Genomic DNA, 18,229 nt, shown 5'->3' with positions numbered 1-18,229 from the left:
GACGCTGCACACGCCGGCGGCGGCCGGACTCCCGGGTCCGGACGTCGTCGGACGAACCCGACGAAAGTACTGCGGCGACGCTACTCCCAAGTCCCGGTCGGCGGGCCGGGCGGCGGTGCCGGGCTAGTCCGCGGTGACGTAGTCCCGCAGGCAGCCCATCGCGTCGTCGAGCAGCGCGGCGAGGGAGGTCTCGGGGTGGTCGAGCCACGCGTCGTACGCCGTCAGGGCGAGCGAGAGGCTGACCTGCGCGACGGTCTGGGGGAAGAGGTCGTCCACGGCCAGGCCGCGGCGACGAGCGACGTAGGTGGCGATGACCGCGCGCCAGTCGGCGTAGCGGAGCACGGAGTGGGCCTGCAGCGCCGGGGTGCGCAGGATCAGCCGCATCCGGTCGCGGTGCGGAGGCTGGGCGTCGGGGTCGTACTCGTTGAACCGGAGCACGGCCTGCTGGATGGCGTCGATCAGCGAGACGTCCTCGGGAGTGCCGTCGAGGATCTGGCGGAAGCTGTCGAGCGTCTGGTCGAACTGGCCCCAGGGGATGTCGTTCTTCGACGGGTAGTAGCGGAAGAGCGTGCGTTGCCCGACGCCGACCTCGGCGGCGATCGCGGCCATCGTCGTGCCCTCGAAGCCGGCGGCCGCGAACAGCCTGAAGGCGGCCTGCTCGATCTCGCCGGGCGTGGTGACGACCGGCCGTCCCACTGCAGCCCCTCGGGGCCTGCCCGCGCTGGTCGTCACGGCCGGAATCTAACAACATCTCGCGACCCCCTTCTTTCTGGCACTGACTGCCATTAATGTGTGGCCCACACCACCCCACCGACAGATGGAGCAGCCATGACCGCCGAGTCCCGCGACACCGCCACCACCGCCCCGGCCCAGGACGAGTCCCCGGTGACCGCCGAGTCGCTGATCGAAGAGGTCTCGATCGACGGCATGTGCGGCGTCTACTGATGCCGGACCCGATGCCCGACCCCCTGCTGAGCGAGGCCTGGGGCCTCTCGCCGTCGGTCGCGCTGCGGCCCGAGCCATTCGGGGCGCTGGCCTACCACTTCGGCAACCGCAAGCTCACGTTCCTCAAGCGGCCGGAGCTGGTCGCGGTCGTGCGGGGGCTCGCCGAGAGCCCGGACGTCCGCGGCGCCCTGCGCGCCGCCGGCGTGCCCGAGGAGCAGTGGGCGGCGTACGCCGACGCGCTGCGCGGTCTCGCGGTCACCGACATGATCCGCCCGCGCGCCGCCGAGGTCGCGGCGTGACCGCGGTGCAGGAGCGGCCGAGCGGCGGCTCGCTGGTGCAGCAGTTCGAGTACGGCCTGGACGCGCCCATCTGCCTGACCTGGGAGCTGACCTACGCGTGCAACCTCGCCTGCGCGCACTGCCTCTCCTCCTCGGGCAAGCGCGATCCGCGCGAGCTGTCGACCGAGCAGTGCGAGGCGGTCATCGACGCGCTGCAGCGGATGCAGGTGTTCTACGTCAACATCGGTGGCGGCGAGCCCACCATCCGACCCGACTTCTGGCACCTGCTGGAGTACGCCGTCAACCACAACGTGGGCGTGAAGTTCTCCACCAACGGTGTCCGGCTCGACCCGGAGCGCGCGGCCTACCTGGCCTCCCCGGCCTGCGGCGGCTACGTCGACGTGCAGATCTCCCTCGACGGCGCGACCGCCGAGGTCAACGACTACGTGCGCGGCCCGGGCTCCTACGACACCGCGCTGACGGCCCTGCAGAACCTGCAGGACGCGGGCTTCCAGGACGCCAAGATCTCGGTGGTCTGCACCCGGCAGAACATCGGGCAGCTCGACGAGTTCAAGGCCCTGGCAGACAAGTACGGCGCGACCCTGCGGCTGACCCGGCTGCGTCCTTCGGGCCGCGGCGCCGACGTGTGGGACGAGCTGCACCCGCTGCCCGAGCAGCAGCGCGTGCTCTACGACTGGCTGATGGCGCACGGCGAGGGTGTCCTGACCGGCGACTCGTTCTTCCACCTCGCGGCGTTCGGTGAGAGCCTGCCGGGCCTCAACCTCTGCGGAGCCGGCCGGGTGGTCTGCCTGATCGACCCCGTGGGCGACGTCTACGCCTGCCCGTTCGCGATCCACGACAACTTCCTGGCCGGCAACCTGCTCGCCGACGGAGGCTTCCAGCAGGTGTGGCAGACCTCGGAGCTGTTCGCGGACCTGCGCTCGCCGCAGACGGGAGGCGCCTGCGCCAAGTGCTCCTTCTACGACTCGTGCCGGGGCGGCTGCATGGCCGCGAAGTTCTTCACCGGGCTGCCGCTCGACGGTCCGGATCCCGAGTGCGTGCAGGGGTACGGGGAGACCGCGCTGGCCGGCGACCGGACCGTCCCGGCCGCCAGCCAGGACCACTCCCGCACCACCCCGACCCGCAACCAGCCGGTGATGCTGAAGCTGATGACCCGTCCGCCGGTGAGCGACTGCGCGGAGAGCCCGCTCGCCGGCTTCGAGCCGATCGGTGGTTGAGGTGCGAGCGAAGCGAGCCTCGAAACCACCTCGAAGGACGGCAGTGTGAAGGTCGAGAACCCCTGGAAGCAGAACCCCTGGTTCGAGTCGGTCGCGGTCGCGCAGCAGCGCGCCCGCAAGCGGCTGCCCGCTCCGGTGTACGCCGCCCTGGTCGCCGGCTCCGAGCGCGGCCTGACGCTGCGCGACAACGAGGCGGCGTTCGGCGAGATCGGCTTCGCGCCGCACGTCGCCGGGCAGCAGGCCGAGAGGTCGATGGCGACCACCGTGATGGGCCAGGACATCTCGCTGCCGGTGGTCATCTCCCCGACCGGCGTCCAGGCCGTGCACCCCGACGGCGAGGTCGCGGTCGCTCGGGCCGCCGCCGCCCGCGGCACCGTGATGGGCCTGAGCAACTTCGCCAGCAAGTCGGTCGAGGAGGTCTGTGCGGTCAACGACCGCACGTTCTTCCAGATGTACTGGACCGGCGACCGCGACGTGATGATCCAGCGGATGGACCGGGCCCGCGCGGCCGGTGCCCAGGGCCTGATCGCCACGCTGGACTGGTCGTTCTCGATGGGGCGCGACTGGGGCAGCCCGGAGATCCCCGAGAAGATCGACCTCAAGACGATGATTCGGATGGCACCGAAGGTGGCCACCAAGCCGCGCTGGCTCTGGCAGTTCGGTCCGCGGCACATCCCCGACCTCACCGCTCCCAACCTGGCTCCGCCCGGGGGAGATGCGCCGACGTTCTTCGGCGCCTACTACGAGTGGATGAGCACCCCGCCGCCGTCGTGGCAGGACGTTGCGTGGATGCGCGAGCAGTGGGAGCAGATGAGCGGGAAGCCGTTCATGCTCAAGGGCGTCTGCCGGGTCGACGACGCGCTGCGGGCCGTCGACGCCGGCGCCGACGCCATCTCGGTGTCCAACCACGGCGGCAACAACCTCGACGGCACCCCCGCCTCGATCCGGATGCTCAAGCCGGTCGCGGACGCCGTGGGCGAGCAGCTCGAGGTGCTCCTCGACGGCGGCATCCGGCGCGGCTCGGACGTCGTCAAGGCGCTCGCCCTGGGCGCGCGCTCGGTGATGATCGGCCGCGCCTACCTCTGGGGTCTCGGCGCCAACGGCCAGGCCGGCGTCGAGAACGTGCTCGACATCCTGCGCGGCGGCATCGACTCGGCCCTGCTGGGCATGGGGCTGTCGTCGATCGACGAGCTGCACCCCGGGCTCTTCGACATCCCCGACGGCTTCCACCGCACCCTGGGCGCGCCGGCGTGAGTCGCGAGCTCGGCGGGTCGCGGTCGCCGGCGCTGCCGCCATCGGCGCTGGTGCTGGTGCCCGTCGGCTCGATCGAGCAGCACGGACCGCACCTGCCGCTCGACACCGACACCGTGATCGCCGGCGCCGTCGCCCACCGGGTGGCCGGCCTGCTGCAGCGTGACGACGTGGTGGTGGCGCCGGCGATCTCGTACGGCGCGAGCGGCGAGCACCAGATGTTCCCCGGCACCTCGTCGATCGGCACCGACGTGCTGCGCCAGACCGTGGTCGAGCTGACCCGGTCGCTGCGCACCTGGTGCGCCCGGGTCGTCTTCGTCAACGCGCACGGCGGCAACCTGGCCGCGCTCACGACGGCGGTCGAGCAGCTCGTCGCCGAGGGGCACGACGTGGCCTGGGTGCCGTGCGCCACCGAGCAGGTGGACGCCCACGCGGGCCTCACCGAGACCTCGCTGATGCTGCACCTGCACCCCTGGGCGGTCCGCTCCGACCTCGCGGAGGCCGGCAACACCCGCCCGATCGCCGAGCTCCTGCCCGAGCTCGTCGCCGGGGGAGTCGCGGCGGTGTCTCCCAACGGCGTGCTCGGCGACCCCGCGGGCGCCACCGCCGGCGAGGGTCAGCGGGTGCTCCACCAGATGGCCGCCGACATCGCGGCCGCCGTCAGTGGGGGAGAGGCCGACCGGCACGGGCGGCTGCGGTCCGTGGGGGCGGTCCGATGACCGACCCGCGGGTCGCCCTGGTCACCGGCGCCGCGCGCGGCATCGGTGCGGCCACGGTGCGCCGCCTCGCCGAGGAGGGGTACGCCGTCCTCGCGGTCGACTGGTGCGCCGGGCCGGACGCGGCGCCGTACCCGATGCCGACGCGCGAGGACCTCGACGCCGTGGTCGCGCCGTACGACGCCGCCCGGGCCTACCTCGCCGACGTCCGCGACCGGACCGCGCTCGAGGGCGCGGTCGCCGACGCGGTGCAGCGGTGGGGCCGGCTCGACGTCGCGGTCGCCGCGGCCGCGGTGGTCTCCGGGGGCCGGTCGCTCTGGGAGACGCCCGACGACCAGGTCGACCTGCTGTGGGAGATCGACGCCAAGGGCGTGTGGAACACCGCGGCCGTGACCGTCCCCCTGATGCTCACCGGGCCGGACCCGTCGGGTTGCCGGTTCGTCGCCGTCGCCTCCGCGTCGGGGACCCACGGGCTCTTCCACCTCGCTGCCTACACCGCCGTCAAGCACGCCGTGGTGGGGATCGCGAAGGGGCTGGCCGCCGACCTGGTCGGCACCGGCGTCACCGCGGTCGCCGTGTCGCCGGGAGCCACCGACACGGCGATGCTGCGCCAGACCGCAGCGCTGTACGACGACGCCGACGTCACCGACCTGGTGGAGCACCAGAAGATCCGGCGGCTCATCGAGCCGGACGAGATCGCCCGGTGCATCGCGTTCTGCTGCTCGCCCGCGGGCGCCGTCCTCAACGGCAGCGTCGTGCACGCCGACGGCGGCTTCCCGGCGTGACGCGATGAGCCCCGGGCTGCCGGACGGTTACGAGGTCCGGATCCGGGACGACGTCCGGCTCGCCGACGGCGGGCGGGTGCTCATCGGAGGCTCGCCGGTCCGGGTCGCCCGGCTCAGCGACGCGGGTGCCGCGCTGGTGCGCGACGGCCGCGTCGCGGTGGTCGACGCCGCCTCGCGGGCGCTGGCCGACCGGCTGCTCGAGGGCAACCTCGCCACGCCCGTGCTCGGGGCCACCCCGGTCAGCGCCGACGACGTCACGGTCGTGGTCCCGGTGCGCGACCGCGCCGAGCAGCTCGACCGCCTCCTCGCCCAGCTGCGACCGGACCTGGACTGTGTGGTGGTCGACGACGCGTCCCTCGACCCCGGTCCCGTCGCCGCGGTGGCGGCACGGCACGGCGCCCGGCTGCTCGCTCTCGCGGAGAACGTCGGTCCGGCCGGCGCCCGCAACGCCGGGCTCCGCACGGTGACGACGCCGTACGTCGCCTTCGTCGACAGCGACGTGGAGGCCACGGCGGCCACGATCACCGGGCTCTGTGCCCACTTCGCCGACCCGTCGGTCGCCGCCGTCGCGCCCCGGGTGCGCGGGGTCGCCCGCTCCGACCGGGTGCGGTGGTTCGAGCGGTACGACGAGCTGTCGATGTCGCTCGACCTCGGTGACGAGCAGGCGCTCGTCCGGCCCGGCTCCCGGGTCTCCTGGCTGCCGAGCGCGTGCCTGGTGGTCCGGGTCGACGCTGCGGGGGCCGGCTTCGACGACCGCATGCGGGTGGCGGAGGACGTCGACTTCGTGTGGCGGCTCGTCGAGGGTGGGCGGCGGGTGCGCTACGACGCCGACTTCGAGGTGCGCCACGACAGCCGCGGCACGCTGGCCGGCTGGATGGGCCGCAAGGCGTTCTACGGCACGGGCGGTGCGCTGCTCGCCGAGCGGCACGGCAACCTGATCGCGCCCACGGTGATGTCGCCGGCCTACGCCGTCGCGGTGCTCGCGCTGCTGGCCCAGCGGCGCTGGTCGGTGCCCGTGGCGGCCGGTTGCGTCGTCGTCACGACGCTCCGGGTCAGGAGGTCGCTCCCGCTGACCGAACGACGCACGCAGGAGGCCGCCGTCCTGGCGGGGAAGGGGATGTCGGCCGTGGTCTCCCAGACCGCCGCACTGGTGCTCCGGCACTGGTGGCCGCTGACCGCCGTGGCCGTGCCGTTCTCGTCCCGGGCGCGCCGCGCGCTGGGGGTGGCGGCCGTCGTGGACGCCGTGCTCACTCCGCGGCCGGCGGGGGTGCCGCGGCTGGCGTTCTTCGTCTCGCGACGCCTCGACGACCTGGCCTACGGCGCCGGCCTCTGGGCGGGTGCGGCACGCGCGCGGTCCGCCCGCGCGCTCGCCCCGCGTCTCACGCGCAGGTAGCTGCCCGGAATGTTTCCCCCAGGTGCTGACGGATCGGGGGTGACGGCGCTAACTTGCTCGACAGGAACACGTTCTATTTCTCACCGGGAGTGATCATGCAGACACGCGCCGCCATCCTCTGGGAGCCGCACACCGACTGGAGCGTCGAGGACATCGAGCTGGACCCGCCCAAGAGGGGCGAGATCCTGGTCAAGCTCGCCGCGTCCGGCCTCTGCCACTCCGACGAGCACATGGTCACCGGTGACATGGTCCTCGACCCGGAGCTGGCCGAGGCCTTCGGGCTCAAGCAGTTCCCGCTGATCGGCGGCCACGAGGGCGCCGGCGTCGTCGAGGAGGTCGGCCCCGACACCGTCGGCTTCGAGGTGGGCGACCACGTCGTCTTCAGCTTCATCCCGTCGTGCGGCAAGTGCCCGTCGTGCTCGACCGGCAAGCAGCACCTCTGCGACCTCGGCGCGTTCCTGCTCAGCGGCATGCAGCTCAGCGACTTCAGCTACCGTCACCACGCCAAGGACGGGCGCGACCTCGGCATCATGGTCGGGCTCGGCACCTTCTCGCCGTACACGGTGGTGAACGTCGACAGCGCGGTGAAGATCGAGAAGCACATCCCGCTCGAGAAGGCCGCGCTCGTGGGCTGCGGTGTGACGACCGGCTGGGGCTCGGCGACGTACGCCGCCGACGTGCAGTCCGGCGAGACCGTGGCCGTCGTCGGCCTCGGTGGCATCGGCATGAGCGCGGTGCAGGGCGCGGCGATGGCCGGCGCCCGGTTCGTCGTCGCCATCGACCCGGTCGAGTGGAAGCGCGAGAAGGCGCTCACCCTCGGCGCGACCCACGTGGCCGCGTCGATGGCGGACGCCCAGCCGCTCATCTCCGAGATCACGTACGGCGCGATGGCCGACAAGGCGATCCTCGCGCTCGGCCTGGCCGAGGGCACGCACATCGCCCCGATGATGTCGCTGATCAAGAAGGCCGGTCGCGGCGTGGTCACCTCGGTCTCGAACATGATGGCCGACGACGTGAAGCTCAACCTCTTCGACATGTCGATGCAGCGCAAGGAGCTGGTGGGCTGCATCTTCGGCAACGCCAACCCGCGCTACGACATCCCGCGGCTGCTCAACCTCTACATGGACGGCAAGCTCAAGCTCGACGAGATGGTGACCCAGGAGTACACCCTGGACCAGATCAACCAGGGCTACCAGGACATGCGCGACGGCAAGAACATCCGCGGCGTCATCGTCTACTGACGCGGTGCCCGGCTCGGGCGCAGCGCCCGAGCCGGACACAGGCGCACCGCGGCCTCGACGTCGACGGCGGGGTCGTCCGCGGCCGCGACGATCGGGTAGCCCCACTCGTCCAGCGTGATCTGGCGGGGCAGCAGGGCGGCACAGACCCCGTGACCGGTGCAGGCGACCCGGTCGACGGCCACGCGGGTGGCCTGCTCACGCGAGGCTGGCATGGAGGGCCCTTCCCGTGAGGTGCTCTTCCAGGTGGCCGGCGTAGACCCGCAGCGCGGAGCCGGTGAAGCGTGAGACGCCGTCGGGGAACCGGCACGCACCACGCCCGGGCAGCAGGCCGAGCCGGCCACGGAGCCGGTCGTACGTCGCGCGGTCCGGGTGGGCGACCAGCCGGGCCACGTCGTCGGCGACGGCCGGGAGCCCGAACATGCACGGGCCGCACTGGCCGGCGGACTCGCCCGCGGCGTAGCGCAGCATCGCGACCAGCCGGTCGAGCGGGCACGGCCGCGGGTCGAGGACCTCGACGACGCCGGAGCCGACCCCGCCGCCGAAGGCCGAGAGCGAGGCCGTGCTCCAGGTCGCGGAGCGGAGCTCGTCGGCGGTGAGGAAGACGCCGGCGAGCCCGCCGACCAGCGCCGACTCCACCTCGGGGGCCAGCCCGCCCACGGCGTCGACGATCGACGTCATGGCGGCTCCGGCCGCGGTCTCGACGACGCCCGGGCGGGCGACGTACCCGTGGACGGTCACCAGGCGCGGCCCGGGCTCGGCGGGGGTGCCGAACGACCGGAACCACGGTGCGCCGTACCACGCGATCTGGGCCACCCGCCAGACCGTCTCCGCGTTGAGGACGAGGGTCGGGCGCGTCGAGCGGCCCCGGCTGTCCCGGCCGCCCATGACGACCGGGACCTGCTTGGTGAGAGGACGGGCCAGGCCCCCGCCGGCGAGCGAGACCAGGGCCGACTCCTCCGACGAGACGTAGCGGGCCGGCACCTCGAGGACCTCGAGCCCCCGGGCGCGCAGGGTCGCGAGGGTGGCGCTGCCGCGGTGGGCGGCGTAGCGGACCGGCCGGCGGCTGCGGGCCGCGACCAGCCCGGCGCCGGTCACCAGGTCGTCGAGGTGGTGGGCGACCACCCAGGCGTCCTTGGTCGCACCCAGCTCGCCGTCGCAGGCGTTGACGACGAGGTCGGCCCGGTGCTCCCGGGCGGCGCGCAGCTTGGTCGCGGTGCTGAACGCCGCACCGCCCCGGCCGGTCAGGCCCGCGGACTCGAGCAGGTCGGCGAGGTCCATCACGACCACCCCTGCGCGGTGACCGAGCGACGGTGCTCCCGGTCGTGGTGGGTGGCCTGGATCCGCCAGGAGACCGCGAGCATGCCGACGACGCCGCAGGCCACCGTCACCAGTCGCAGCAGCGGCTGGTCGGAGGTGCCGAGCAGGAAGCCGTGGACGAGCGCGGTCGGCCACAGCAGGTACGACGCGAGGTGGACGCCGCGCCACACCCGCTCGGAGATCCGGTGGCGGAGCGCGGAGGTGACGGCGACCGCGAGCAGGATGTCGAAGGCGATGGTGCCGAGCCCGACCCAGAGCGGCTGGTAGCCGGCGGTGAAGGGCACGAGCGCGGACAGCGGGCCGATCGACACGTAGGTCTCGACGATCGCGGTCGTGACGTGGCCGACGACGAAGACGACCATGCCCAGGCCCAGCCAGCGGTGCAGGCCCGCGACCACGGTGCTCGTGGCGGGCCGGGCGCTCCGCCGGCCGGACAGGGTCATGCCGAGCACCAGGGTGGTGGTGAGCAGGACCATGCTGATGACGCCGGTGGCCCGCGAGAAGTACCACAGCAGCTCGTTCACGAGGGCCAGCCAGGAGTGCGTACGACGGTCCCGTCGACGGCGTCGAGCCGGGCCGCGATGCCGTGGCCGGTGAGCCAGGCGGGCGCGTCCGAGCCGAGCAGGACGGCCGCGGTCGAGGCGGCGTTGGCCTCCAGCGCCGACGCGCCTGAGCAGGTGACCTGGGCCCACGGGGTCAGGGCGGTGCGGCCGGTGCGCGGGTCGATGAGGTGGTGGCGGACGCGGCCGCCGACCTGCCAGGTCCGCAGCTGGGTCGAGGAGGTGGCGAACCCCTGTCCCCGGCCCACGACGACCTGCGCCACGCTGCCGTCCGCCAGCTCGACGCCGATCCGCCAGCCGTCGGGCGGCACCGCGCCGGACGTCGCGATGTCACCGCCGAGGTCGACCAGGAAGCCTCCGGGGAGGTCCCGGGCGAGGAGCGCGGCGATGGTGTCGGCGGCGTGGGCCTTGGCGGAGGCGCCGAGGTCGAGCAGCGTGCGCGGAGGCACTCCCACCCAGCCGTCGTCGCTCACGGACACCCGGGTCCAGCCCGGCACCACGTCGGTCTGGTCCGGGTCACCGGCACCGGACCGCAGTCGGACGACCGCGAGGTCGGCGTCGTACCCCGACGCGGCGACCGCGCGCCCCACGGTCGGGTCGACCAGTCCGTCGGTCAGCCGGGCGACCCGGAGCGCGGCGCGCAGGGAGGACACGAAGACCGGGGACGCGGGCACGGACGCCCGGCCGTGCTCGGCCAGCCGGGCCAGCGCGGAGACCTCGGAGTCGGGGCGGAAGCGCGAGACCGCCCGGTCGAGGTCGGCGAGGTGGCGACGGGCGACGGCGACGGCCGCAGGCAGGCGGTCGTGCTGGGTCGCCGCGATCCGGTGGACGCTGCCGATGGCCTCGAAGGTCTCCGACGCCGGCCGGACCGTGTCGACCGTGGCGGCCATCACGACCCCCGGGTGGTCGTGGTGGTGTTGCTGCTCCCGCTGGTGCTCCCCTGCACGGGCTGCGCCTTGCGGAAGCCGCCGGACGAGCTCGACGAGGAGTGGCCGGAGCCGGACGTCGACGTGCCGACGGCGGAGGTCGACGCGGACGTCGCGAGCTCGACGGCGACGGCTCCGGTGGCGACCGTGGCGGCCACGAGGACGGTCGCGGTGAGCATCTTGGCCCGGCTCAGTGCGGTGGGGCGTGAGTTCGTCATGTCTGGTCCCTTTGTCAAGGGTGCCAGCCTGGTCGGGGTTCCTGTCCGTTCCCTGTGCGGAACCGATGGTTCTCATGACCACCTGCTGACGTCCTCAGGGTGGCGCGCCGCACCTGCCGTCCACCTGACTGCGCGACGGTCAGGCGTGTGGCAGGTGCGGGTGTCTAGCGTCCCGGCGTGGTCCAGCCCTGGGAGCAGTCGGCCCTCCTGGTCGTGATGAGCCTGGTGTTCGCGGAGCGAGCACTGGGACGCACCCGGGTGCCCGTGGCCGTGGGCCCGGTCGTGGTCGGCATGCTCACGACCTGGTCGGGAGGGCTTCCGCTCGTCGCGGCGTGGTGCTGGCTGGTGACCGCCGCCGCGGCGGGGGACCAGGTCGCGCGTGTCGCCGGGCGCCCGTCGGGGCGCGATCCCCTCGGTCTCCTGCGCCGGGCCCACAGCACGATCGACTTCGCGGCCGCCTCGGTCGTGGGCGCCGCCGCCTGGACGGGTGGCCTGCTCCTGCTCGGCTGGGTCGCAGGCGAGGTCGGGAGCGGGATCGGCCATCCGTGGACGACCGGGATCCTGGTGGCGCTCGGCTGCCTCGCCGTCTCCGCGGGTTGCCTGGGTCAGCCCGCGCCCGGGGGCATGCGCCGTCGGTAGATCCGGAGGTCACCCTCGGTGTCGACCCACTGGTACTCACGCTCCAGCACGGGGTCGGCCGCGGTGGCGTCCACGCCCCACGTGGCGAGCGAGGTGCCGTCGACGACCACCCACGACGGGCGGTCGCTGCTCTCCAGGATCCGGGTGAGCTCGGCCAGGTGCGGGTCGCGCACCCGGACGGGAAGGCTCCAGAGCTCCGGATAGGGACTGGTCAGGTGGGCGTTCTCGAGGATCGCCGGGTTGCCGAAGCCCACGACACCGGTGTCACCGGGGTGTTCGTGGGCCACGAGGTAGGCCGCGACCGCTGCATCGGGCGGCACGTCGCGGTCGTGCACCGCGAGGCCGGCGGTGGCGACGAGGCTGACCGCCGTGCCGTACGTCAGGGCGGCGACGACCCAGCGGGTCCGCGCGGGCCGGTGCGCTGCGAGAGCCGCCGCCACCAGGACGAGACCCGGCACGGTGCCGATCAGGTAGTGGAGCCAGTAGCTGCCGCCGAGGGCGACCCCGACGAGCTCCCACGCGAGGACGGCGCCGGCGAGCAGGCGGACGTCGGGCAGTGCGCGGTCGCGCGCGCCGAGGACTCCCCGTCGCCGTACGCCGGGCAGGAAGGCGACCGCCGGCACCACCAGCGCTCCGCTCGCGAGGAACGAGGCGACCAGTCCGGCGGCTCGGTGGGAGGTGGCCGGGCTCGACTCGTGGGAGATGGTCGCGGCGGCCTCGGCACGGAACACGACCACCGCGTCCCACAGGCCGGCCGGGTCGGTGCCGTGGACCGCTGCCCAGACGAGGACGGTGCCGAGCAGCGCGACGGCGCCCAGTGAGAAGGCTGCCGCGGCCTCGCCGGCATCGGCGTAGCGGCGCCGCACGACCAGCCACGCGATGACGACCGCTGCCAGCACGAGCACCTCGACCATGCTCTGCTTGACCAAGGCCGCAGCCATCGCTGCGGCGCCGGCGGCCGCCCACCGCAGCCGCTTCCGGCGGCGTGGGGCGGACCCCAGGGCCTCCAGGACGCACAGCATGCCGCCCAGCACCCACGGGACCGCCAACAGCTCGCCGTCGACCTCGCTCGCGCCGAACAGCGGAGCGGTGACGAACACGGCCGATGTGGCGGCCACGAGCACCGGTGCCGCGGACGTGTGCGGTGCGGCGAGGCGGCCGATCCGCCCGGCGAGGAGCACCGAGACGACGACCGCGAGCAGGCCGAGGAGACGGAGGCCGGTCCGTCCCCCGCCCTCGTCGGCCAGCTGGAACAGGCCGATGAGGAGCGGGGGACGATCCACCCAGTAGTTGCCGTAGAGCGAGGTGCCCGGCGACCACTGCGAGGCCACGAGCAGGAACCCGCCCTCGTCGGACGACAGCGGCCGCAGGAGGTTCGGGAGCCAGAGCAGGGCCGCCGCGAGCGCGACGACGGCGACGCCGCGCCATCGCGCTGCCGGGACCCGGGCAGGCGGCGGCGAGGGTGCCGGTCGGGTGACGACCGCGGAGCTCATCGCGACCGGGTCCGGACGTCGTCGGCGAGACCGTGGTCGCTCAGCGGCCCGACGCGGAGGCCGGCCTCGCTCCACCTCGACAACAGGATCTCGGTCGCCGGGAGCGTCCGCTGCCATGAGCCGGGCGCCGAGGTCCGGTCCGTGTCGTGCAGCAGGACGACCCCGCCCGGGCGCAGGGTGCGGTCGACGCTGGTCACGATGCGCGCCGGCGTGGCCCGCCGCTCCCAGTCTCGCCCCCAGGCGGACCAGAGGACCGTGCGCAGCCCGGCCCTCCTCGCGGCGCGGAGCGCGTGGGTGCCGAGGACGCCGTACGGCGGGCGGTACCAGGTCACCGGACCTCCGGTCAGGTCCTCGATCGTCGCGGCGGTGCGGCGCAGGTCGTCGACCAGCGCTGCTTCTCCCGAGCGCAGCACGCACCGGTGGTCCCAGCCGTGCACCGCGAGCTCGTGGCCCCGGTCCGCCAGGTCGCGGACCAGACCGGCGTGGGGGGCGACGTGCTGCCCGAGGAGGAAGAACGTCGCCCGGCAGTCCCACCTCTCGAGCAGCGCCACGAACGACGGCGTCGATGCCGGGTCGGGGCCGTCGTCGAAGGTGAGGGCGACGTGGGCGAGCCCGCTGATCCCGGCGAGCGTCGGCCGGACCCGCCGGCGGAGGGGGCCGACCCCGGCCGACACGACGTCGAGGGCGTCGTTCATCCGACGGCCACCGGCGACCGGAGCGGCAGTGCGTCGAGGAGGGACAGCGACTCGACCGCAGGCGGGCCGGGGGACTGCCGCGGTCTCGACACGGCCCGCGCGAGGGCGTGGCCGAGCCCGACGACGTCGCGGGCCCACGGCACCAGCCCCGACTCCTCCAGGGCGGCCGCGTTCGTGGTGCCGTGGCCCGGGAGGCAGCGGTAGCTGATGACCGGGACCCCGGCGGCCATCGCCTCGAGGCTGGTGAAGCCGCCGGCGTTCTGCACGACGCAGCTGCTCGCGCGAATGAGGTCGGTCATGTCGTCGCGCCAGCCGAGCGCGATGATGCCGGGGCGCAGCTCGAGACGCCGCCGCAGGGCGTCGTTGTGGCCGCAGGCGACGACCGGTCGCGCCAGACCGGTCGCCGCGATGTCGACCGCGGCCGCTTCGAGGTCGCCCACGCCGTGCGACCCCCCGACGACCAGGACGAGGTCGTCCTCGACGGGCAGACCCAGGTGCGCCCGCAGGTCCCACACCGACCGAGCGACCGGCTCCCGACAGGCTCGGGGGACCAGCGGCTCGACCACCGTGGTCGTACCCCCGAGAGCCCGGGCCTGACCGGCCGCGACGTCGTGCAGGGCGAGGTGGAGGTCCACGCCCGGGTTGACCCACAGGGGGTGGACCGACGCGTCGGTGAGGTAGGTGACCACCGGGACGTCGAGCCGGCCGGTGCTGCGCAGCCGGCCGAGCGCATGGCTCGCGAACGGATGGGTCGAGATGAAGAGCACCCCACCCTCGGCGGCGATCCCGCGGATCCTCCGGCCCGGCAGCGCGAGGAAGCGCACCGCGACCCGGTGGGCGAGTCGGCCGGGCTGGAGGCGATGGAGCAGCAGCCCCCAGGAGCCGGGGCTGAGCCGCAGCTGCACGAAGTACCCCCACCGCAGGAGTCGTCCGATGCCCGCGGGGAACAGGCCGACGACGTCCCAGCGGCGGACGACGTGCCCGGCGGCGATCAGGCGCAGCTCGATCTCGTGTGCAGCCGCATCGTGGCCCGCGCCGTAGCTGCCGGAGATCACGTGCACGGTCGCCGGCCGGACCGGCAGCCCGGACGGCACGAAGACGTAGCGGCGGTAGGACCAGTAGCGGAATGCCGTGCCGAGAGCGAGGCCGACGACGTTCGCGGACAGGTTGTCCGCCAGCCTGCTGGTCAGTCCGAGCAGGTCGTGGGTGAGGGCGAGGAGAGCCACCGAGATGCCGAGTCCGACCAGGTTGAACAGCACGAACAGCGAGATCTCCCGGTGGCGCTCGGCACGGGGCGCCTGGTCGCGCCAGGTCAGCATCCGGTTGCCCAGGTAGGTGACGACCATGGCTGCGGCCACCGCGAGCACCTTCGAGACCGTCGGGTCGAGACCCGCGAGGCCCGGCTGCACGCGCAGCCCGTTGAACGCGAGCACGTCGACGACGTACCCGGCCCCGCCGACCGCCAGGAACGTGAGCACCTCGCGGCGCCGCTCAGGCAGCACGACGGGCTCCCGAGACCCGGGCATCGCGCAGCGTCGCGAAGATGTCGTCCTGCAGCGGACCGTCGGGCGTCCTCCCCACCTCGCGGAACCACTCCCGGCCGAGGGCGGCGCGGGCGAGGGGGCGCGGCAGCCGCAGCAGGAGGGCCAACGTCCGCGGACCGCCGCCGGTCTGGCTGTGGTGGGCGGCGAGCGCGGACCGCTTGGCGTCGAGGTGGCGGCGTACGTCGACCTGGTGCGTGAGGTCGGCGCGCGCGGTGAAGGCACCAGCGGTCTCGGGGAGCTCGGGCATCGGGATGACCCGCGCCAGGTGTCGCAGGACCCGGACGACGCGCTCGATCCGGCGGCGATCGACGGTCGCCTCGAGCACGAGCGGAGTGCCGGCGAGCTCGGCGGCGCGCACGCCGACGCGGTGCACCTGGACGTGGTCACGGTGTCCGTACCCCCCGGCCGGGTCGTAGACCGTGAGCGCGTCGGCGCCCTCCTCGTCGAGGATGGCCGCCAGCCGGGTCGCGGCGACCTCGACGTCGACCGCCGCGAAGGACCCCGCCGGGAGGGGGCCCCGCGACCCCGAGTCGGCGTACCCGAGGAGCTCGACGCGCGCGGCCCCGATCGCTCGCGCCGAGGCGTCGAGCTCCTGCGCCCGGCGCCGCCCGAGGGTGGGCCGGTGGTCGGCCGGGGCAAGCCCGGCCTCGCCGGCGGTGGCGACGACCAGCACCACCCGGTGCCCGTCCGCCGCCGCCCTTGCGAGGGTGCCGCCGGTCAACAGTGCCTCGTCGTCGGGGTGGGCGTGGAAGGAGACCACGGTGAAGGTGCCGTCCGGTCGGGCCGTCATGACGCGCCCGCCAGGGTGAAGGCCGGATGGGCCGGTGCCGCAGCCGCTGCGGCGAGGTAGAGGTCCTCGGTCCGACGGCAGGCCTCGGCCCAGTCGTGTCGCGGGGGCACGGCCACGTTGTGACGCGTGATCGCGGCCCGCAGCGGTCCATCGGTCACGAGCCGGGCGACGTGGGTCGCGAGGGCGTCGTCCGAGGCGCCGAGCAGGCCCTCCGTCCCGTGCGTGACGAACTCACCGACCCCGCTGTGGCTGCTCGCCACGACGGGCAGGCCGACCGTGCGCGCCTCGAGGGCGGCGATCCCGAAGGACTCGAGCTCGGCGGGCGCGAGGTAGACGGCGGCACCGCTGAGCGCGCGGCGTACCGCGGACCGGTCCATGCGCCCCGCGACCTCGACCCAGGCGTCCATCCGGTGCCGTCGGAGGTAGCGCTCGAGCGCGGGTCGCTGCGGCCCGTCCCCGACGACGAGTGCGCGGAGCGGCTGATCGCCGGGGACTCGTCGTCGTACGTCGCGCAGGATCCTGGCCAGGGGGAGCGTCCGCTTCGTGTGCGTCAGGCGCATGACGCTGATGACGGTCGGGACGTCGGGCGCCAGGTCGGGACCACCCCCCTCGCGCCACCGGGCCGGCTCGACCGCGTTGGGCAGGACCCGGACCGGGATGTCGGGCCCGAGCATGACGCGCAGCGGCTCGGCGGCGCGCTCGCTGACAGCGGACCAGGTGATCGACCAGGAGCGCAGGCGCAGCAGGGAGCACGCCGTTGCGGGCAGCGGTCCGAGCCGCGACCACATCGAGTGCACCGTCACGGCCGTGGGCAGACCGAGCGACGACGTCCGCCAGGCGGCCGCGGTGGCGAAGGGCGAGAACATCGACACGTGCACGTGCACCACGTCGGGGTGGGCCTCGTCGAGGATCCCGGCCAGTCCGGTCCGGGCGCCGACCCGGTGCACCCAGGGGTCGTCGGGCGTCCCGTCGGGCGGAGGAGGACTGGTCGTGACCACGCGGGCGTCGTGCCCGGCAGCACGCTGGTGCACCACCAGGTCGCGCAGGTGCATCTCGATGCCACCGAGTCGCGGCCAGTAGCAGTCGCTCACGTGGAGGATGCGCATCACGCCACCGCCGCCCGGGCGTCCCCGCGTCGGGCCCAGACCCACGCGGCCAGGCCGAGGCCGCCGACCGGGATCTCCAGCCCGAAGGTCAGCGCCCGGTAGAGCACCACCCCCGCCACGACACCCGCGGGGCTCCCGCCCAGCGCGAGCAGGGCGCCGGCCAGCCCGACCTCGACCACCCCGGCACCGCCCGGGGTGATCCCCGCCAGGGTCAGCAGACGCTCGACCGCGAACCCGGCCAGCACCGCGGCCGGAGCCAGCCCGGTGTCGGTCACGGTGAGGCACGCCCACAGGAGGGCGAAGAGCAGGGCGGTGTAGAGCAGCATGCCGATGCTGAGGCGTACCCACCGCGTGCGGACCACGTCGCTGCAGCTGCTCTGCAGGGCGACGAGGGAAGCTCGGACGCCGACGTGCCTCGTCGAGCCGACGATCCGCAGTGCGCCTGCCAGCACCCGTTCGGCGGCGCCGCCGACGAGGTCTGCGGCTGCGGGTCGGGCGAGCACCACCCCGGCCAGACCCGCCGCGAGCGCCAGTCCTGCCGCGACGACCAGGGACGGGCCGAGGAAGGGGCCGACGGCCGCATCGGCGACGAGCGCCAGGGTCGGCACGGCGACCAGCGGGAGGGCGAGCTTCGCGAGGACGTCCCACGCGTTGGTCACCACGGTGTACGTCGCGAACTGGGCGCCGGTGAAACCCCAGTGCCGGGCCATCCGGTAGTTGACCGCGATGCCCGCCGCGCCGCCCATCGGCAGCACGTTCGCCACCGCGCTGCCGGTCAGGCTCATCGTGAGGGCCCGGCGGTGGCTGAGGCGCGGGAGCGCCGCGGTGAGGGTCACCGTGTGGGTCAGGAGCCCCACCGCCCACAGGGCGACCAGCGCGGCGAGGTCGGCGGCGGGGACTCCGGCGACCACGGACCAGACCTCGGCCCACGGCACCCCGGCCGCAGCGGGCAGGGCGACCAGCAGCAGCGCCAGTCCGACGCACGAGCCGAGGATCCAGCGGCTTCCGGCCGCCAGCGTGACGGCCGGCTGCCTCGGGTGCGTCAGGATTGCGCTCACGCAGCCAGAGTCGGAGGCGTTGCCTGCCAACGACCT

The 18,229-nt window shown here is 74.1% G+C and carries 21 protein-coding genes; 9 read left to right on the top strand and 12 right to left on the bottom strand.

Annotation, left to right across the window (positions count from 1 at the left end; all coding sequences use genetic code 11):
• Positions 1-123 precede the first annotated feature (123 nt).
• Positions 124-732, bottom strand: coding sequence for a mycofactocin system transcriptional regulator (gene mftR / locus PD653B2_RS16130; protein WP_085873408.1), 609 nt, complete (start codon positions 730-732; stop codon positions 124-126).
• A 96-nt stretch (positions 733-828) separates the two neighbouring features.
• Between mftR and mftA the strand changes: the two genes are divergently transcribed.
• The 8 genes from mftA (at position 829) to PD653B2_RS16090 (ending at position 7,847) form a co-directional block, all read left to right on the top strand.
• Positions 829-945, top strand: a complete 117-nt coding sequence (mftA, locus tag PD653B2_RS16125) for a mycofactocin precursor MftA (protein WP_085873407.1) — start codon at positions 829-831, stop codon at positions 943-945.
• 11 nt (positions 946-956) lie between these two features.
• Positions 957-1,244, top strand: coding sequence for a mycofactocin biosynthesis chaperone MftB (mftB, locus tag PD653B2_RS16120; protein ID WP_085873463.1), 288 nt, complete (start codon positions 957-959; stop codon positions 1,242-1,244).
• Positions 1,241-2,461, top strand: coding sequence for a mycofactocin radical SAM maturase (gene mftC, locus PD653B2_RS16115; RefSeq protein WP_085873406.1), 1,221 nt, complete (start codon positions 1,241-1,243; stop codon positions 2,459-2,461). The genes mftB and mftC overlap by 4 nt, the downstream gene beginning before the upstream one ends.
• Before the next feature lie 45 nt (positions 2,462-2,506).
• Positions 2,507-3,715, top strand: a complete 1,209-nt coding sequence (mftD, locus tag PD653B2_RS16110; protein ID WP_085873405.1) for a pre-mycofactocin synthase MftD — start codon at positions 2,507-2,509, stop codon at positions 3,713-3,715.
• Positions 3,712-4,431, top strand: a complete 720-nt coding sequence (mftE, locus tag PD653B2_RS16105; protein ID WP_085873404.1) for a mycofactocin biosynthesis peptidyl-dipeptidase MftE — start codon at positions 3,712-3,714, stop codon at positions 4,429-4,431. Before mftD ends, mftE begins: the two co-directional genes overlap by 4 nt.
• Entirely contained in the window at positions 4,428-5,213 is a 786-nt protein-coding gene (locus PD653B2_RS16100; protein ID WP_085873403.1) for a mycofactocin-coupled SDR family oxidoreductase, read from the top strand. The genes mftE and PD653B2_RS16100 overlap by 4 nt, the downstream gene beginning before the upstream one ends.
• 4 nt (positions 5,214-5,217) lie before the next feature.
• Complete coding sequence (mftF, locus tag PD653B2_RS16095) at positions 5,218-6,606, top strand: mycofactocin biosynthesis glycosyltransferase MftF (RefSeq protein ID WP_085873402.1); 1,389 nt, start codon at positions 5,218-5,220, stop codon at positions 6,604-6,606.
• A 95-nt stretch (positions 6,607-6,701) separates the two neighbouring features.
• On the top strand, positions 6,702-7,847 hold the full coding sequence (locus PD653B2_RS16090; protein WP_085873462.1) for an NDMA-dependent alcohol dehydrogenase: 1,146 nt from the start codon (positions 6,702-6,704) through the stop codon (positions 7,845-7,847).
• Here PD653B2_RS16090 and PD653B2_RS16085 read toward each other — a convergent pair.
• The 5 genes from PD653B2_RS16085 to PD653B2_RS16065 are packed head-to-tail and all read right to left on the bottom strand — an operon-like array spanning position 7,841 to position 10,868.
• Complete coding sequence (locus tag PD653B2_RS16085) at positions 7,841-8,059, bottom strand: ferredoxin (RefSeq protein WP_085873401.1); 219 nt, start codon at positions 8,057-8,059, stop codon at positions 7,841-7,843. The genes PD653B2_RS16090 and PD653B2_RS16085 overlap by 7 nt on opposite strands.
• Positions 8,043-9,125: an NADH-ubiquinone oxidoreductase-F iron-sulfur binding region domain-containing protein gene (locus tag PD653B2_RS16080; RefSeq protein WP_242665311.1), complete on the bottom strand. Its 1,083-nt coding sequence runs from the start codon at positions 9,123-9,125 to the stop codon at positions 8,043-8,045. The genes PD653B2_RS16085 and PD653B2_RS16080 overlap by 17 nt, the downstream gene beginning before the upstream one ends.
• Positions 9,125-9,688, bottom strand: coding sequence for a ferric reductase-like transmembrane domain-containing protein (locus tag PD653B2_RS16075; RefSeq protein WP_207559456.1), 564 nt, complete (start codon positions 9,686-9,688; stop codon positions 9,125-9,127). Before PD653B2_RS16075 ends, PD653B2_RS16080 begins: the two co-directional genes overlap by 1 nt.
• The gene (locus PD653B2_RS16070) at positions 9,685-10,614 is read right to left on the bottom strand and encodes an FAD:protein FMN transferase (protein WP_085873400.1); all 930 of its coding nucleotides are present in this window, start codon (positions 10,612-10,614) and stop codon (positions 9,685-9,687) included. The genes PD653B2_RS16075 and PD653B2_RS16070 overlap by 4 nt, the downstream gene beginning before the upstream one ends.
• Positions 10,614-10,868 (bottom strand): hypothetical protein, encoded by a 255-nt coding sequence (locus tag PD653B2_RS16065; RefSeq protein WP_085873399.1) that lies wholly within the window; start codon positions 10,866-10,868, stop codon positions 10,614-10,616. The genes PD653B2_RS16070 and PD653B2_RS16065 overlap by 1 nt, the downstream gene beginning before the upstream one ends.
• A gap of 177 nt (positions 10,869-11,045) precedes the next feature.
• On the opposite strand from PD653B2_RS16065, the gene PD653B2_RS16060 reads away from it, so the two are divergent.
• Complete coding sequence (locus tag PD653B2_RS16060) at positions 11,046-11,507, top strand: hypothetical protein (protein ID WP_085873398.1); 462 nt, start codon at positions 11,046-11,048, stop codon at positions 11,505-11,507.
• Here the strand turns inward: PD653B2_RS16060 and PD653B2_RS16055 are convergent.
• The 6 genes from PD653B2_RS16055 to PD653B2_RS16030 are packed head-to-tail and all read right to left on the bottom strand — an operon-like array spanning position 11,474 to position 18,193.
• Positions 11,474-13,000 (bottom strand): hypothetical protein, encoded by a 1,527-nt coding sequence (locus PD653B2_RS16055; RefSeq protein ID WP_085873397.1) that lies wholly within the window; start codon positions 12,998-13,000, stop codon positions 11,474-11,476. The genes PD653B2_RS16060 and PD653B2_RS16055 overlap by 34 nt on opposite strands.
• A complete protein-coding gene (locus PD653B2_RS16050; RefSeq protein WP_085873396.1) occupies positions 12,997-13,695 on the bottom strand; it encodes a polysaccharide deacetylase family protein in 699 nt (232 codons plus the stop codon). The genes PD653B2_RS16055 and PD653B2_RS16050 overlap by 4 nt, the downstream gene beginning before the upstream one ends.
• Positions 13,692-15,221: a GtrA family protein gene (locus PD653B2_RS16045; protein ID WP_085873395.1), complete on the bottom strand. Its 1,530-nt coding sequence runs from the start codon at positions 15,219-15,221 to the stop codon at positions 13,692-13,694. Before PD653B2_RS16045 ends, PD653B2_RS16050 begins: the two co-directional genes overlap by 4 nt.
• Positions 15,187-16,029, bottom strand: coding sequence for a PIG-L deacetylase family protein (locus PD653B2_RS16040; RefSeq protein ID WP_085873394.1), 843 nt, complete (start codon positions 16,027-16,029; stop codon positions 15,187-15,189). The genes PD653B2_RS16045 and PD653B2_RS16040 overlap by 35 nt, the downstream gene beginning before the upstream one ends.
• Positions 16,026-17,135 carry a glycosyltransferase family 4 protein gene (locus tag PD653B2_RS16035; RefSeq protein WP_133059044.1) on the bottom strand — a complete coding sequence of 370 codons (1,110 nt, stop codon included), beginning with the start codon at positions 17,133-17,135 and terminating at the stop codon, positions 16,026-16,028. The genes PD653B2_RS16040 and PD653B2_RS16035 overlap by 4 nt, the downstream gene beginning before the upstream one ends.
• Positions 17,135-18,193 carry a lysylphosphatidylglycerol synthase domain-containing protein gene (locus PD653B2_RS16030; protein ID WP_165763503.1) on the bottom strand — a complete coding sequence of 353 codons (1,059 nt, stop codon included), beginning with the start codon at positions 18,191-18,193 and terminating at the stop codon, positions 17,135-17,137. The genes PD653B2_RS16035 and PD653B2_RS16030 overlap by 1 nt, the downstream gene beginning before the upstream one ends.
• Positions 18,194-18,229: the final 36 nt, after the last annotated feature.

Source organism: Nocardioides sp. PD653-B2 (genome assembly GCF_002117935.1).
Lineage (GTDB): Bacteria > Actinomycetota > Actinomycetes > Propionibacteriales > Nocardioidaceae > Nocardioides.
The sequence above is the reverse complement of the archived record's forward strand: the minus strand, read 5'-3'. Positions and strand labels throughout refer to the sequence as shown.

Bases quoted from the DNA above. Each gene is read 5' to 3' on its own strand.
- mftA (WP_085873407.1), top strand. From the start codon at position 829: ATGACCGCCGAGTCCCGCGACACCGCCACCACCGCCCCGGCCCAGGAC.
- mftB (WP_085873463.1), top strand. From the start codon at position 957: ATGCCCGACCCCCTGCTGAGCGAGGCCTGGGGCCTCTCGCCGTCGGTC.
- PD653B2_RS16100 (WP_085873403.1), top strand. From the start codon at position 4,428: ATGACCGACCCGCGGGTCGCCCTGGTCACCGGCGCCGCGCGCGGCATC.
- mftF (WP_085873402.1), top strand. From the start codon at position 5,218: ATGAGCCCCGGGCTGCCGGACGGTTACGAGGTCCGGATCCGGGACGAC.
- PD653B2_RS16090 (WP_085873462.1), top strand. From the start codon at position 6,702: ATGCAGACACGCGCCGCCATCCTCTGGGAGCCGCACACCGACTGGAGC.
- PD653B2_RS16085 (WP_085873401.1), bottom strand. From the start codon at position 8,059: ATGCCAGCCTCGCGTGAGCAGGCCACCCGCGTGGCCGTCGACCGGGTC.
- PD653B2_RS16080 (WP_242665311.1), bottom strand. From the start codon at position 9,125: ATGGACCTCGCCGACCTGCTCGAGTCCGCGGGCCTGACCGGCCGGGGC.
- PD653B2_RS16070 (WP_085873400.1), bottom strand. From the start codon at position 10,614: ATGGCCGCCACGGTCGACACGGTCCGGCCGGCGTCGGAGACCTTCGAG.
- PD653B2_RS16065 (WP_085873399.1), bottom strand. From the start codon at position 10,868: ATGACGAACTCACGCCCCACCGCACTGAGCCGGGCCAAGATGCTCACC.
- PD653B2_RS16055 (WP_085873397.1), bottom strand. From the start codon at position 13,000: ATGAGCTCCGCGGTCGTCACCCGACCGGCACCCTCGCCGCCGCCTGCC.
- PD653B2_RS16050 (WP_085873396.1), bottom strand. From the start codon at position 13,695: ATGAACGACGCCCTCGACGTCGTGTCGGCCGGGGTCGGCCCCCTCCGC.
- PD653B2_RS16045 (WP_085873395.1), bottom strand. From the start codon at position 15,221: ATGCCCGGGTCTCGGGAGCCCGTCGTGCTGCCTGAGCGGCGCCGCGAG.
- PD653B2_RS16040 (WP_085873394.1), bottom strand. From the start codon at position 16,029: ATGACGGCCCGACCGGACGGCACCTTCACCGTGGTCTCCTTCCACGCC.
- PD653B2_RS16035 (WP_133059044.1), bottom strand. From the start codon at position 17,135: ATGCGCATCCTCCACGTGAGCGACTGCTACTGGCCGCGACTCGGTGGC.